Here is a 14,278-nt window from a genome sequence, read left to right as displayed (position 1 = left end):
CGTCTTGCGTAGCGTGGCGCGGGGGAGTCGACGGGGGCCGACCGACACTGTCCGCATACCATCGACGCCAGAACGTCCCGCCGGGCGGCGGGAATCGCTTCGAAACGAGGGGACCGAGGGATCACCGTGGACGAGAGCGGGCAGCCGCAGTCCGGCACCGGGAAGGCGACGCCGTCCCGGCCGCCGGCCGCGGTCGAACCGAACGCGACCGAAGCCCGCGAGACCAGCGAGGCCCAGCCGGACCCGGAGGACCAGAAGGCGGCCACGCGGCCGGAGGACCAGGGGACCGGCACGGAGCCGAAGGACCGGGCGCCCGACGCGGCCCCGCACACCCCCGGCACCCCGGACGACGACACCACCCCGGCGACCCCGGAGGCCGACCCCACCCCGGCGACCCCCCAGCCGCACGACACACCCCCCGCACACCCCTACGACCTCCACCCCGAGCGCGCCGCCGCCACCTCCGGCAAGCGCAAGGGCGCCACCAAGGGCCCCACCAAACGCCCCGAACCGCGCGGCGGACTCCTCATGGGCCGCCCCTTCGGCGTGCCCGTGTACGTCGCCCCCAGCTGGTTCCTCGTGGCCGCGCTCATCACGTGGGTGTTCGGCGGCCAGCTCGACCGCGTGCTGCCCGAACTCGGCGCCGCCCGCTACCTGGTCTCCCTCTTCTTCGCGGTCGCCTTCTACGCCTCCGTACTCGTCCACGAACTCGCCCACACCGTCGCCGCCCTGCGCTTCAAGCTCCCGGTGCGCCGCATCCAGCTCCAGTTCTTCGGCGGCGTCTCCGAGATCGAGAAGGAGTCCGAGACCCCCGGCCGCGAGTTCGTGCTCGCCTTCGTAGGGCCACTGCTCTCCCTCGTCCTCTCCGGCGTCTTCTACGTAGCCATGAAGGCCGTCGAACCCGGCACCGTCCCCGGCGTCCTCCTCGCCGGCCTGATGATCTCCAACCTGATCGTCGCCGCGTTCAACCTCCTGCCCGGCCTGCCCCTCGACGGCGGCCGCATGCTCCGCGCGGTCGTCTGGAAGCTCACCGGCAAGCCCATGAGCGGCACCATCGCCGCCGCCTGGGTCGGCCGCGCCCTCGCCATCACCGTCCTCATCGGCCTGCCCCTGCTCACCCAGTCCGGCGCCCTCGGCGAGAGCGCGGAGGACGTCGGCGGCGCCGACACCATCACGGACGCGCTGCTCGCCGCCATCCTCGCCGCGATCATCTGGACCGGCGCCGGCAACAGCCTGCGCATGGCACGGCTGCGCGAACACCTCCCCGAACTGCGCGCCCGCACCCTCACCCGCCGCGCCGTCCCCGTCGAAGCCGAAACCCCGCTCTCCGAAGCCCTGCGCCGCGCCAACGAAGCCGGGGCCCGCGCTCTCGTCGTCGTCGACCCCGAAGGCGAACCCCACTCCCTCGTACGCGAGAGCGCCATCGTCGGCGTCCCCGAACACCGCCGCCCCTGGGTCCCCGTCAGCGGCCTCGCCCAGGACCTCACCGACGGCATGCGCGTCTCCGCCGAACTCGCCGGCGAGGAACTCCTCGACACCCTCCGCGAGACCCCCGCCACCGAATACCTCGTCGTCGAGGAGAACGGCGCCATCTACGGAGTCCTCTCCGCCGCCGACGTGGAGCGCGCCTTCGTGAAGGCGATGGCCCGCCCTTCGTAGAGCCGCCGTGACCTCCGTGGTCGGCGGCCCCCGCCGGGCCCGGTAGGCTGTTCACATGTCCGAACCGACCGGTGCCGCCCGCAGGCGCGGGCTCTTCAAGGTCGGGGACCAGGTTCAGCTGACCGACCCCAAGGGCCGCCATCACACGTTCACGCTCGAAGAGGGAAAGAGCTTCCACACCCACAAGGGCTCCTTCCCGCACGACGAGCTGATCGGCGCACCCGAGGGCAGCGTTGTCCGCACCACCGGAAACGTCGCCTACCTCGCGCTGCGCCCCCTGCTCCCCGACTACGTCCTGTCCATGCCCCGCGGCGCCGCCGTGGTCTACCCCAAGGACGCGGGGCAGATCCTCGCCTTCGCCGACATCTTCCCCGGCGCCCGCGTCGTGGAAGCGGGCGTGGGCTCCGGCTCGCTCAGCAGCTTCCTGCTGCGCGCCATCGGCGACGACGGCATGCTGCACTCCTACGAGCGCCGCGAGGACTTCGCCGAGATCGCCAAGGGCAACGTCGAGCGCTACTTCGGCGCCCCGCACCCCGCCTGGCAGCTCACCGTCGGCGACCTCCAGGACAACCTGGTCGACACCGACGTCGACCGCGTCATCCTCGACATGCTCGCCCCCTGGGAGTGCCTCGACGTCGTCAAGAAGGCGCTCGTCCCCGGCGGCATCCTGTGCTGCTACGTGGCCACCACCACGCAGCTCGCCCGCACCGTCGAGTCCATCCGCGAGATCGGCTGCTTCAACGAGCCGACCTCCTGGGAGTCGATGATCCGCAACTGGCACGTGGAGGGCCTCGCCGTCCGCCCCGACCACCGGATGATCGGCCACACCGGCTTCCTGCTCACCGCCCGCCGCCTCGCGGACGGCGTCGAGCCGCCCATGCGCCGCCGCCGCCCCGCCAAGGGCGCCTACGGCGAGGACTACGAAGGCCCCAACGCCGACGGCGGAGGCCGCGGCCGCTGAGCCCACCTCCGTAGCCGAACACAACGCACCGGCGCCGCCGCCCAGTTCCCCCGCACGACCGGGAACTCGGCGGCGGCGCCCGTTCGTTCACAAAGCGGCAGCACCAGGACCAGGGACCAGCCAGGCACCGGCGGCGTACCAGCCGAGAAAGCACGGACCCCGCCGTTCCCGCGCACTGTGACGTATGGCACGATGCTGGCCACCCCCACCGGCACAGCCCTCACAGGAGACCCTCCTCGTGCAGCAGCCCCCCCGGCAGACGCTCCCGGAACTGGCGCACACCACCACACGGCCCATCCACTGGCTGGCCACTGCGACCGCCCTCGCGGCCGTCGTCGCGGCCTCCGGCTTCCTGCAGCCGGACTCCGCCACCGCGGCCCAGGCCGGCACCAAGACGCCCGCGCACAGACCCGCGGCCGTCGCCCCGCCCGATCCGGCCGCCGTCCACTTCCCGCTCGACTGCGGCCCCGTCAAGGCCAAGGTCGTCAAGAAGGCCGCCGGTGACCTGGACGGCGACGGACGCCCCGAGACGGTCGCCGTCGTCCGCTGCGACGCCGGCGTCGGCACCCCGCCGAGCGGCATCTACGTAGTCACGCAACCCGCGGGCGCCAAGCCGCGCGTCGTCGCCACGCTCGTCGCCCCCAAGGACAACAACTCGGTGACGGACCTCGCCATACAGGACGGCTCCGTCCTCGCGAACCTGGAGGGCTACTCCTCCGACTCCGTCCCGCGCTTCCGCCCGGACGTCCACGAGAAGGCCAAGTGGCAGTGGAAGGACGGGTCGTTCGTCCGCTCCACGCCCTCCGAGGCACGCGCGGTCTGACCCACACGCAACGGGCCCCGTCCACCGAAACATCGGCGGACGGGGCCCGTTCGCGTACGTAGAGTGACGGATCTCCGCTAAATTCTCACTCAGCGTCAGGTCCGTAGATCTCGACCCTGTCCTCGACCCGGCGCACATGAATGCAGTCGCCAGGACACTCCTTCGCCGAAGCCACCACATCCGTGAGAAGCGGAAGCGGAACGGGCGTTGAGGCACCGGTGTCCTGCAACAGCTCGTCGTCCGCGCTCTTCACATACGCGAGACCGTCGATGTCCAGCTCGAAGACCTCGGGAGCGTACTGCGCGCAGATCCCGTCCCCGGTGCACAGATCCTGATCGATCCACACCTCCAGCGGAACGCTGCTGTCGGTACCGGAACCGGCCTCTTGCCGCACGGTCATGTCTCCTGCCGTTTCCTGCGTCGCGGCCCCCGAAAGGCTCCTTCGAAGGAGCAAGTCGGGCCAAGCCTGACGGGTGTTGAACACTTCGACCCTACAACCGGCCGCTTTCCGATGTTGTTGGGTGGGTATTCCCCTGGCGTGAGGGAGAGCGCAAGGGTGAAGATCGGACACACCCCATCGTCTTTTTGATCTAGGGGTTTCAATCGACACCCGCCCAGGTAGGGTCTGGAAGCGTCCAGCTCCCCTTGGAGGAGGTGAGGACCGTGGCAGCCCACGACGACGACATCAACCGCGGCATCCGCCCGGGACGAGGGTCCGAGGACCCGGCCGGGCAGGTTGCCTATCTCGAGCAGGAAATCGCCGTCCTGCGGCGCAAGCTCGCCGACTCTCCGCGACACACGAGGATTCTCGAAGAGCGGATCGTCGAGTTGCAGACCAACCTGGCCGGCGTGTCCGCCCAGAACGAGCGACTCGCCAACACACTCCGCGAGGCCCGCGACCAAATCGTGGCCCTCAAGGAAGAAGTCGACCGGCTCGCACAACCACCGGCAGGCTTCGGAGTCTTCCTCTCGGCGAACGAGGACGGCACCGCCGACATCTTCACAGGCGGCCGCAAACTCCGCGTGAACGTGAGCCCAAGCGTCGAACTCGAAGAGCTCCGACGCGGCCAGGAACTCATGCTCAACGAAGCGCTCAACGTGGTCGAGGCCATGGAGTTCGAGAGCGTCGGCGACATCGTCACCCTCAAGGAAATCCTCGAGGACGGCGATCGAGCCCTCGTGGTCGGGCACACCGACGAGGAACGGGTGGTACGGCTCGCCGAGCCGCTCCTTGACGTCACCATCCGCCCCGGCGACGCCCTTCTTCTCGAACCCCGTTCCGGCTATGTCTACGAAGTCGTACCGAAGAGCGAAGTAGAGGAACTCGTCCTCGAAGAGGTCCCGGACATCGGCTACGACCAGATCGGCGGCCTGGGCAACCAGATCGAACTGATCCGGGACGCGGTCGAACTGCCCTACCTCTACCCGGACCTCTACAGGGAGCACGAACTGCGGCCGCCCAAGGGCGTCCTGCTGTACGGGCCCCCAGGATGCGGAAAGACCCTGATCGCCAAGGCGGTCGCCAACTCCCTCGCCAAGAAGGTCGCGGAAGTGACCGGACAGGCCCAGGGAAAGAGCTACTTCCTCAACATCAAGGGTCCCGAACTTCTCAACAAGTACGTCGGCGAGACCGAGCGGCAAATCCGCCTCGTCTTCCAGCGCGCGAGGGAGAAGGCCAGCGAAGGCACCCCCGTCATCGTCTTCTTCGACGAGATGGAATCGCTGTTCCGCACCCGCGGATCCGGCGTCAGCTCGGACGTGGAGAACACCATCGTCCCGCAGCTGCTCGCCGAGATCGACGGCGTCGAAGGCCTCCAGAACGTGGTCGTGATCGGCGCCTCCAACCGCGAGGACATGATCGACCCCGCCATCCTTCGACCCGGACGACTCGACGTAAAGATCAAGATCGAGCGCCCGGACGCCGAAGCGGCCAAGGACATCTTCGGCAAGTACCTCACCGAACGCCTCCCGCTGCACCTCGACGACCTCGACGAGCACAGCAGCGACCGGGCCGCCACCGTCCACGCCATGATCCAGACGGCCGTGGAGCAGATGTACGCCGAGTCCGAGGAGAACCGCTTCCTCGAGGTGACCTACGCCAACGGCGACAAGGAAGTCCTCTACTTCAAGGACTTCAACTCCGGCGCCATGATCGAGAACATCGTCGGCCGCGCCAAGAAGATGGCCATCAAGGCCTTCCTCGAACAGAACCAGAAGGGCCTTCGGGTCTCCCACCTCCTCCAGGCTTGCATCGACGAGTTCAAGGAGAACGAGGACCTGCCCAACACCACCAACCCGGACGACTGGGCCCGAATCTCCGGCAAGAAGGGCGAGCGGATCGTCTACATCCGCACCCTCGTCACCGGAAAGCAGGGCGCGGACACCGGACGCTCCATCGACACGGTGGCGAACACCGGTCAGTACCTGTAAAAGACAGGGTGGCTGCGGGTGCCCCTACCGGGTACCCGCAGCCGACTGTTTTGCGGCACCACCGTGCGGCACCCCCACAGGAACCGACCACGCCGACCACCGCTCGAAGCCGGAGCGAATTCAATGACGCAAATGATCTCCCCACCAGCGCAAAGGCGTTCTAGGCTCTGTCCTGCCGCCGAGTCGCGCAGTGCGGGGACGGGCACCGCACACGCACCGGAGAACCAGCGGTACTTGAGCGACGCCCCCGACCGAGGGCGCTGCCGGGCAAGGAGGGCCGCATGACCGTACGGCGAGTAATGGGCATCGAGACCGAGTACGGAATCTCCGTCCCCGGCCACCCCAACGCCAATGCCATGCTCACCTCGTCCCAGATCGTCAATGCCTACGCCGCGGCGATGCACCGGGCCCGCAGGGCCCGCTGGGACTTCGAGGAAGAGAACCCGCTGCGCGACGCCCGAGGCTTCGACCTCGCGCGCGAGGCGGCCGACGCCAGCCAGCTCACCGACGAGGACATCGGCCTGGCCAACGTCATCCTCACCAACGGAGCGCGCCTCTACGTAGACCACGCACACCCCGAGTACAGCGCCCCGGAGGTCACCAACCCCCGCGACGCCGTGCTCTGGGACAAGGCCGGCGAGCGCATCATGGCCGAGGCCGCCGACCGGGCCGCCCAGCTGCCCGGCGCCCAGCCCATCCACCTCTACAAGAACAACACCGACAACAAGGGCGCCTCCTACGGGACGCACGAGAACTACCTGATGAAGCGGGAGACCCCCTTCTCGGACATCGTGCGCCACCTGACCCCGTTCTTCGTCTCGCGCCAGGTCGTGACGGGAGCCGGCCGCGTCGGCATCGGCCAGGACGGCCACGACCACGGCTTTCAGCTCAGCCAGCGCGCGGACTACTTCGAGGTCGAGGTGGGCCTCGAGACCACGCTGAAGCGGCCCATCATCAACACCCGCGACGAGCCGCACGCCGACGCGGAGAAGTACCGCCGCCTGCACGTGATCATCGGCGACGCGAACCTGTCGGAGATCTCGACGTACCTCAAGCTCGGCACGACGTCACTCGTCCTGTCCATGATCGAAGACGGTTTCATCGCGGTCGACCTGGCCGTGGACCAGCCCGTCCGCACCCTCCACCAGGTCTCCCACGACCCGTCCCTCAAGCACCTGATCACCCTCCGTAGCGGCCGCACACTCACCGCGGTCCAACTCCAGATGGAGTACTTCGAACTCGCCAGGAAGTACGTCGAGGAGCGCTTCGGCGCCGACGCGGACGACCAGACCAAGGACGTCCTCAGCCGCTGGGAAGACGTGCTCGGCCGCCTGGAATCGGACCCCATGAGCCTCTCCGGCGAGCTCGACTGGGTCGCCAAGCACGAGCTCATGCAGGGCTACCGGCGCCGCGACAACCTCGAATGGGACGCCGCGAAGCTCCACCTCCTCGACCTCCAGTACGCCGACGTACGCGCCGAGAAGGGGCTCTACAACCGCCTCGCGGCCCGCGGCAAGATGAAGCGCCTCCTGGACGAGAACGAGGTCGAGAACGCCCGTACGAAGCCGCCTGAGGACACCCGCGCGTACTTCCGCGGGCGCTGCCTGGAGCAGTACGCGGACGACGTCGCGGCGGCCTCCTGGGACTCGGTCATCTTCGACCTCCCCGGCCGGGACTCGCTCCAGCGCGTCCCCACCCTCGAACCCCTTCGCGGCACGCGCAACCACGTGAAGGAGCTCCTTGACAGGTGCCGCACGGCCGAGGATCTGGTCCGGGTGCTCTCGGGTAACTGATCTGCGGCAGGGGAATCACAGAGGTGGGCCCCGCACGTTGAACAAAGTGCGGGGCCGATGTCAGAGCCGACGCGTAGGGTTCTGATCACGAACGAGCTGTTATCTCGAACCGAGCGGGGTGAGCTGTACATGGCAACCAAGGACACCGGCGGCGGACAGCAGAAGGCGACGCGCTCCACCGAGGAGGTCGAGGAGCAGGAGGTCGACGAGCAGTCGACCGAGGACCTCAAGGAGCGGCAGGAGAAGCTGAGCGACGATGTCGATTCCGTCCTGGACGAAATCGATGATGTGCTCGAAGAGAATGCTGAGGATTTCGTGAGGTCCTTCGTTCAGAAGGGTGGCCAGTAGGGCCCTTTTCCCTTCGAATCGAAGGCCGCGTGGCTGGTATGGAAGTCTCGGGAATGAGGCGCTGCTCGCGGTGCCAGGAGCGATTGCCGAGGGTGGCGTTCGCCAGTAACAAGTCCATGCCTGATGGCCTTCAGGCGTATTGCCGGGAGTGCTCCGCCGAGTACTACCGGCAGCGCCAGGAGGCCAAGGGCAAGAAAGTGCGTGTGAAGGTCGCGGTGCCGCCCGGCCACAAGCGGTGCCCTCAATGCGAGGTCGTGAAGCCGCACGCCGAGTGGGAGCGCAACAAGTCCTCCTCGGACGGTTGGTCGAGCTACTGCCGAAGCTGCCGAGCCGAGCGCAACCGGATCAGCTACTTCAAGCGCAAGTACGGCCTCACGCCCGCGGAGTTGGACGAGCTGGTGCAGCAACAGAAGGGTGTTTGCTGTATCTGCTTGGATGCTCCCGCTGAACATGTGGATCACTGCCACGAGACGGGTAGGGTCCGTGGCGTACTGTGCTTCAGCTGCAACGCAGCCCTGGGGCAGTTCAAGGACCGGCCCGATGCCATACGGCGGGCCGCAGCATACGTGGAAGGAAACGCGTGGAAGCCAACCCTCGTAGCACCGGGCGTCTACCGGCTGCCTTCCTGACGCCGGGATCTTCGTCCTTCATGGACTTCCTGTCCGAGCATCAGCCCGAAATCCTGCCGGGCAACCGGCAGTTGCCGCCGACGCAGGGCGTCATCGAGGCCCCGCACGGCACGACCATCGTGTCCATCACGTTCCCCGGCGGCGTGGTGCTCGCCGGTGACCGGCGGGCGACGATGGGGAATGTGATCGCGCAGCGCGACATCGAGAAGGTCTTCCCGGCGGACGAGTACTCGGCCGTCGGTATCGCCGGCACCGCCGGTCTGGCCGTCGAGATGGTGAAGCTCTTCCAGTTGGAGCTGGAGCACTTCGAGAAGGTCGAGGGTGCGCAGCTGTCGCTGGAGGGCAAGGCGAACCGGTTGTCGACCATGATCCGGTCGAATCTGGGGATGGCCATGCAGGGGTTGGCCGTGGTGCCTCTGTTCGCGGGGTACGACGTGGATCGCGAGAGGGGCCGGATCTTCTCGTACGACGTCACGGGCGGCCGCAGCGAGGAGCACGGCTTCGCCGCCACCGGTTCCGGTTCGGTGTTCGCGCGTGGGGCGATGAAGAAGCTCTACCGCGAGGACCTGACGGAGGAGCAGGCGACGACGCTGGTCGTGCAGGCGCTGTACGACGCGGCGGACGACGACTCGGCGACGGGCGGTCCGGACATGGCGCGGCGGATCTTCCCGATCGTCACCGTGATCACGGATGAGGGCTTCCGGCGTCTTTCGGACGACGAGTCGTCGGGGATCGCCCGCTCGATCCTGGAGCGGCGTCTGGAGCAGCCGGACGGCCCGCGGGCCGATCTGCTCTGAGCCGGACCGCTTCTCTTCCTTGGTTGCCTACTCATCGAGCCCCTGAGAGTCACTGACAGAAAGGGACGGATAGCCGGTGTCGACGCCGTTCTATGTCTCACCCCAGCAGGCGATGGCCGACCGCGCGGAGTACGCGCGCAAGGGCATCGCTCGCGGTCGCAGCCTGGTTGTGCTGCAGTACGCCGACGGCATCGTGTTCGTCGGCGAGAACCCGTCCCGCGCTCTGCACAAGTTCAGCGAGATCTATGACCGGATCGGCTTCGCGGCCGCCGGTAAGTACAACGAGTACGAGAACCTTCGGATCGGTGGCGTGCGCTACGCGGATCTGCGGGGTTATACGTACGACCGTGACGATGTGACGGCCCGTGGTCTGGCGAACGTGTACGCGCAGACCTTGGGCACGATCTTCTCCAGCGCGGGGGAGAAGCCGTACGAGGTGGAGTTGGTGGTCGCCGAGGTCGGTCAGTCGGCCGAGGGTGATCAGATCTATCGGTTGCCGCATGACGGGTCGATCGTCGATGAGCACGGTTCGGTGGCCGTTGGCGGTAACGCGGAGCAGATCAGTACGTATCTGGATCAGCAGCATCGGGACGGCATGACGCTGTCGGAGGCGCTGAAGTTGGCTGTGACGGCGTTGTCGCGGGACACCAATGGTGGCGAGCGGGAGATTCCCGCGGAGCGCCTTGAGGTGGCGGTCCTGGACCGTACGCGGCCGCAGCAGCGGAAGTTCAAGCGGATCGTGGGTCGGCAGTTGTCGAATCTGCTCACGGCCGAGGGGGCTGCCGCGACGACGGAGGCCGAGTCGGAGGCGGTGTCCGACGACGAGGGTTCGTCTTCGTCTTCGTCCGAGGACGAGTAGTCCCGTAGTCCCGTAGCTGTTCGTGTGCCCCGGCCGGTGTCGCTCCGGCCGGGGCACACGTGTGTCAGTCGCGGGGCGTGGCCGGTCCGGTGGAGCCGCGGACGATCAACTCGACGGGGAGTGGGGCGGTTTCGGCCTCGCTGTCGTCGAGGACGCCGAGGACGGCGAGGAGTGCGCGCATGCCGTGTGCGCCGACCTCTTCGGCGGGCAGCCGCACGGTGGTGAGTTCGGGTTCGATCGCGGTGGCGAGGGAGAGGTCGTCGAAGCCGGTGACGGAGAGGTCGTCGGGGATGCGCAGGCCCATGCGGCGGGCGGCTTTGTAGGCGCCGGCGGCGAGTTTGTCGTCGTCGCAGACGATGGCGGTGGGGTGGGTGAGGCCGGAGGTGCGCAAGGCGCGTTCGGTGGCGGCGAGGGCGTCCTCGACGGTGAGGGCGGAGCGCACGGTGCGCACGGTGGTGTCCGGCAAGGGGGCGGTGCGGGCGGCGAGTTCGTGGGCCCGTACGTCGAAGGTCCAGGACTGGACGGCGGAGGCGAGGTGCAGGAAGTGCCGGTGGCCGTGGGCGAGGAGGTGGTCGGTGATCTGCCGGATGCCGTCGGAGAGGTCGAGGTTGACGGTGGTGGCGCCGGGGCTGCCGGTGGGGTCGCTGTCGAGCATGACGAGGGGGAGGTCGTCGTCTCCGCGCAGGGCGGTGAGGGCGTCGGCGGCCATGGAGGAGGCGAGGATGCCGTCGAGGGCGGCGCGCGCGGAGGGGAAGGGGTCGCGGGCGGGGCCGATGCCGTCGGGTGAGGGGTAGAGGACGACGCCGAAGTCGTGCTGGGCGGCGACGCGGGCGGCTCCGGTGTAGACGCCGGCGAAGAACTCGTTGGTGAGTGCGGGGACGACGAGGAGTGCGGTGCGGGTGCGGCCGGTGCGGAGGTTGCGGGCCGCGAGGTTGGGGCGGTAGCCGATCCGCTGGGCGGCGGCGCGGACGCGTTCGGCGGTGGATTCGGAGACGCGGCCGTGCCATTTGTCGCCCATGACGAGCGAGACGGCGGCCTGTGAGACGCCTGCGGCTCTGGCCACGTCCCTGCTGGTGGGGCGGGCGGTCGTGGTGCCGTCCGGGCCGCTTGTCACTGGTGCCTCCGTAGGTGTCGTCCAGAGGTGCTCGACGTTATCGGGTGGCTCTGCCAGTCGGGCACGTGGTACGTATAACGTCTCGACGTTATACGTAAAACGTCAGGCGTCGCAGGGCCGGGCGTCACGGCGACAACTGGAGGGCGGGGGCGGGTCGATGGCCGCGGGCTATGCGGAGATCCTCAGGGCGCGGCACGCGATGCGGCTGCTGACCGGGACGCTGGTGGGGCGGCTGCCCAATGCCACCGCGCCGATCGCCGTCGTGCTGTTCATCCGCGCCGAGGGCGGCACGTACAGCCTCGCGGGGGCGCTCGCGGCGGTGTACGGGGTGGCGAACGCGATCGGGCAGCCGGTGCTGGGGCGCCTCGTCGACCTGCGGGGCCAGCCGAAGGTGCAGTTGCCCGCGGCGGTCCTGTCGGGGCTCGCCATGACGGTCTTCGCGCTCGTCGGCACGGACTCGCTGCCCGTGGCGTACGTGGCGATGGCGCTGGCCGGGCTGTTCACGCCGCCGCTGGAGGGCGGTCTGCGCGCGCTGTGGCCCAGCGTGCTGCCGCGCGAGGAGCAGGTGCACACGGCGTACGCGATGGACGCGATCGCGCAGGAAGTCATGTTCACCGTCGGGCCGTTGCTGGTGACGCTGTGCGTGTCGCTGTGGTCGCCGATGGCCGCGCTTGTGGTCCTGAATGTGATCGGGGTGCTCGGCGCGCTGTCCGTGGTGGTGTCGAAGCCTTCGCGCGCGTGGCGTTCGGCGCCGCGTGAGGCGCACTGGCTGGGGGCGCTGCGCTCGCCGGGGCTGCTGGTGCTGCTCGCGACGTTCCTGTTCATCGGGATCGCGCTCGGTTCGATCACCGTGGCGGCGATGTCGTACGCGGAGGGGCGCGGCGGCGACACGGTGTACGGCTGGCTGATGGCGGCGATCGGGCTCGGCGCGCTGGTGGGCGGTGGTGTCTACGGGGCGCGGCAGTGGACCGGCGCGCCGGAGACGCGACTTCGGCTCCTTGTGGCGCTACTGGCGCTGTTCTATGTGCCGTTGACGCTGATGCCGGGGCCGGTGGCGATGGTGGCGCTGACGGTGGTCGCGGGCGTGTTCCTCGCGCCGTGCATCGCGTGCGCGTTCATCGTGGTGGACCGGCACGCGCCGCGCGGGACGGTGACGGAGGCGTTCTCGTGGCTCGTGACGACCTTCATGGTGGGCTCCAGTGTGGGAACGGCCGTGGCGGGTCCGGTCGTCGAGTGGGCGGGCACGCGGTGGGGGTTCGCCGTGCCGGCCGTCAGCGGGGCGGTCGCGCTGGTCGTGCTGCTTTCAACGGGTCGGGTCCTGGGGGAGCCGCGCACGTCCGGGCGTGTCGCGCGCTCGTCGGAAAATGATCCAAACCGTGCTGCCGAACCCCGTTTCAGCTCGGGGGATCGGGCGTAATGTTCAGTCATGGACCGCCGCATTTTCGGGCTGGAGAACGAGTACGGCGTCACATGTACGTTTAGGGGACAGCGCCGCCTGTCTCCTGACGAGGTGGCGCGGTACCTCTTCCGCCGTGTCGTGTCATGGGGCCGCAGCAGCAACGTCTTTCTGCGGAACGGTGCCCGCCTTTACCTCGATGTCGGGTCGCATCCGGAATACGCAACTCCCGAATGTGACAACGTGACCGAGTTGGTCACGCACGACAAGGCGGGCGAGCGCATTCTGGAAGGCCTGCTCGTCGACGCCGAACGCCGCCTGCACGAGGAGGGAATCGCCGGCGACGTATACCTGTTCAAGAACAACACCGACTCGGCTGGAAACTCCTACGGCTGCCATGAGAACTACTTGGTGGCGCGGCACGGGGAGTTCTCGCGGCTCGCGGACATTCTCATCCCCTTCCTGGTCACCAGGCAGTTGCTGTGCGGTGCGGGCAAGGTGCTGCAGACTCCGCGCGGCGCCGTGTACTGCGTGAGCCAGCGTGCCGAGCACATCTGGGAGGGCGTCAGCTCCGCGACGACGCGTTCCCGGCCGATCATCAACACCAGGGACGAGCCGCACGCGGACGCGGAGCGGTACCGCCGCCTCCATGTCATCGTCGGCGACTCGAACATGTCAGAGACGACCATGCTGTTGAAGGTCGGCGCGACCGATCTCGTACTGCGCATGATCGAGGCGGGCACGGTGATGCGGGACCTCACCCTGGAGAACCCGATCCGGGCGATCCGCGAGGTGAGTCACGACATCACGGGCCGCCGCAAGGTGCGTCTGGCGAGCGGCCGGGAGGCCTCCGCCCTCGAGGTGCAGCGCGAGTACTACGAGAAGGCCGTGGACTTCTGCGAGCGCCGGGGCATCCGCACCGGCACCGTCGAGCAGGTCCTGGAGCTGTGGGGTCGCACGCTCGATGCCATCGAGACCGAGAACCTGGACCTGGTGGGCAACGAGATCGACTGGGTCATGAAGTACAAGCTGATCGACCGCTACCGCTCGAAGCACAACATGACGATGTCGCACCCGAGGGTCGCGCAGATAGACCTCGCGTATCACGACATCCACCGGCAGCGCGGTCTCTACTACCTCCTGGAGAAGAAGGGCCAGGCCAAGCGGATCTGCAACGACCTGAAGATCTTCGAGGGCAAGTCGGTGCCGCCGCAGACCACGCGCGCGAGGTTGCGCGGCGACTTCATCCGGCGTGCCCAGGAGCAGCGTCGTGACTTCACGGTGGACTGGGTGCACCTGAAGCTGAACGATCAGGCGCAGCGCACGGTGTTGTGCAAGGACCCGTTCCGCAGTGTGGACGACCGGGTGGAGAAGTTGATCGCCGGTATGTAGGTGAATGGACACACTGAGCAATCCGGCCAGGGGCCTCGTGCGAATCATTCGTACGAGGCCCCTGGCCGTACCTTGGA

At 68.3% G+C, this 14,278-nt stretch carries 13 protein-coding genes; 11 read left to right on the top strand and 2 right to left on the bottom strand.

What is annotated here, in order from left to right:
• The first annotated feature begins 126 nt into the window (after window positions 1–126).
• From RBJ65_RS37440 to RBJ65_RS37430, 3 genes are all read left to right on the top strand, one after another.
• Entirely contained in the window at window positions 127–1,659 is a 1,533-nt protein-coding gene (locus tag RBJ65_RS37440) for a site-2 protease family protein (RefSeq protein WP_306319243.1), read from the top strand.
• 55 nt (window positions 1,660–1,714) lie between these two features.
• Complete coding sequence (locus RBJ65_RS37435) at window positions 1,715–2,620, top strand: tRNA (adenine-N1)-methyltransferase (protein WP_306319242.1); 906 nt, start codon at window positions 1,715–1,717, stop codon at window positions 2,618–2,620.
• Between the two features lie 238 nt (window positions 2,621–2,858).
• On the top strand, window positions 2,859–3,443 hold the full coding sequence (locus RBJ65_RS37430) for a hypothetical protein (protein ID WP_306319241.1): 585 nt from the start codon (window positions 2,859–2,861) through the stop codon (window positions 3,441–3,443).
• 85 nt (window positions 3,444–3,528) lie between these two features.
• On the opposite strand, the gene RBJ65_RS37425 is transcribed toward RBJ65_RS37430, so the two are convergent.
• Window positions 3,529–3,843, bottom strand: coding sequence for a ferredoxin (locus RBJ65_RS37425; RefSeq protein ID WP_306319240.1), 315 nt, complete (start codon window positions 3,841–3,843; stop codon window positions 3,529–3,531).
• A 263-nt stretch (window positions 3,844–4,106) separates the two neighbouring features.
• Between RBJ65_RS37425 and arc the strand changes: the two genes are divergently transcribed.
• The 6 genes from arc (at window position 4,107) to prcA (ending at window position 10,299) form a co-directional block, all read left to right on the top strand.
• Window positions 4,107–5,873, top strand: a complete 1,767-nt coding sequence (gene arc / locus RBJ65_RS37420) for a proteasome ATPase (RefSeq protein WP_306319239.1) — start codon at window positions 4,107–4,109, stop codon at window positions 5,871–5,873.
• A gap of 281 nt (window positions 5,874–6,154) precedes the next feature.
• Window positions 6,155–7,666 (top strand): depupylase/deamidase Dop, encoded by a 1,512-nt coding sequence (gene dop, locus RBJ65_RS37415; protein WP_306319238.1) that lies wholly within the window; start codon window positions 6,155–6,157, stop codon window positions 7,664–7,666.
• Window positions 7,667–7,795: 129 nt separating this feature from the next.
• A complete protein-coding gene (locus RBJ65_RS37410) occupies window positions 7,796–8,014 on the top strand; it encodes a ubiquitin-like protein Pup (RefSeq protein ID WP_306319237.1) in 219 nt (72 codons plus the stop codon).
• A 53-nt stretch (window positions 8,015–8,067) separates the two neighbouring features.
• Complete coding sequence (locus RBJ65_RS37405; RefSeq protein WP_372341288.1) at window positions 8,068–8,643, top strand: endonuclease VII domain-containing protein; 576 nt, start codon at window positions 8,068–8,070, stop codon at window positions 8,641–8,643.
• A complete protein-coding gene (prcB, locus tag RBJ65_RS37400; RefSeq protein WP_306319236.1) occupies window positions 8,595–9,440 on the top strand; it encodes a proteasome subunit beta in 846 nt (281 codons plus the stop codon). The genes RBJ65_RS37405 and prcB overlap by 49 nt, the downstream gene beginning before the upstream one ends.
• Window positions 9,441–9,516: 76 nt before the next feature.
• Entirely contained in the window at window positions 9,517–10,299 is a 783-nt protein-coding gene (gene prcA / locus RBJ65_RS37395) for a proteasome subunit alpha (RefSeq protein WP_306319235.1), read from the top strand.
• A gap of 64 nt (window positions 10,300–10,363) precedes the next feature.
• Here prcA and RBJ65_RS37390 read toward each other — a convergent pair whose 3' ends face one another.
• The gene (locus tag RBJ65_RS37390; RefSeq protein WP_306319234.1) at window positions 10,364–11,413 is read right to left on the bottom strand and encodes a LacI family DNA-binding transcriptional regulator; all 1,050 of its coding nucleotides are present in this window, start codon (window positions 11,411–11,413) and stop codon (window positions 10,364–10,366) included.
• A 157-nt stretch (window positions 11,414–11,570) separates the two neighbouring features.
• Here RBJ65_RS37390 and RBJ65_RS37385 point away from each other — a divergent pair, with 157 nt between their 5' ends.
• Together RBJ65_RS37385 and pafA are read left to right on the top strand one after the other, a co-directional pair.
• On the top strand, window positions 11,571–12,830 hold the full coding sequence (locus RBJ65_RS37385) for an MFS transporter (RefSeq protein WP_372341283.1): 1,260 nt from the start codon (window positions 11,571–11,573) through the stop codon (window positions 12,828–12,830).
• A gap of 9 nt (window positions 12,831–12,839) precedes the next feature.
• Entirely contained in the window at window positions 12,840–14,201 is a 1,362-nt protein-coding gene (gene pafA / locus RBJ65_RS37380) for a Pup--protein ligase (protein WP_306319232.1), read from the top strand.
• The last annotated feature ends 77 nt before the right edge of the window (window positions 14,202–14,278 follow it).

It is taken from the genome of Streptomyces sp. KL109B (assembly GCF_030766935.1).
Taxonomy (GTDB): Bacteria; Actinomycetota; Actinomycetes; order Streptomycetales; family Streptomycetaceae; genus Streptomyces.
Note: the sequence above shows the minus strand (reverse complement) of the source record. Positions and strands in the feature narration are given on the sequence as shown.

Bases quoted from the DNA above. Each gene is read 5' to 3' on its own strand.
- RBJ65_RS37410 (WP_306319237.1), top strand. From the start codon at position 7,796: ATGGCAACCAAGGACACCGGCGGCGGACAGCAGAAGGCGACGCGCTCC.
- RBJ65_RS37385 (WP_372341283.1), top strand. From the start codon at position 11,571: ATGGCCGCGGGCTATGCGGAGATCCTCAGGGCGCGGCACGCGATGCGG.
- dop (WP_306319238.1), top strand. From the start codon at position 6,155: ATGACCGTACGGCGAGTAATGGGCATCGAGACCGAGTACGGAATCTCC.
- RBJ65_RS37435 (WP_306319242.1), top strand. From the start codon at position 1,715: ATGTCCGAACCGACCGGTGCCGCCCGCAGGCGCGGGCTCTTCAAGGTC.
- pafA (WP_306319232.1), top strand. From the start codon at position 12,840: ATGGACCGCCGCATTTTCGGGCTGGAGAACGAGTACGGCGTCACATGT.
- RBJ65_RS37405 (WP_372341288.1), top strand. From the start codon at position 8,068: ATGAGGCGCTGCTCGCGGTGCCAGGAGCGATTGCCGAGGGTGGCGTTC.
- RBJ65_RS37425 (WP_306319240.1), bottom strand. From the start codon at position 3,843: ATGACCGTGCGGCAAGAGGCCGGTTCCGGTACCGACAGCAGCGTTCCG.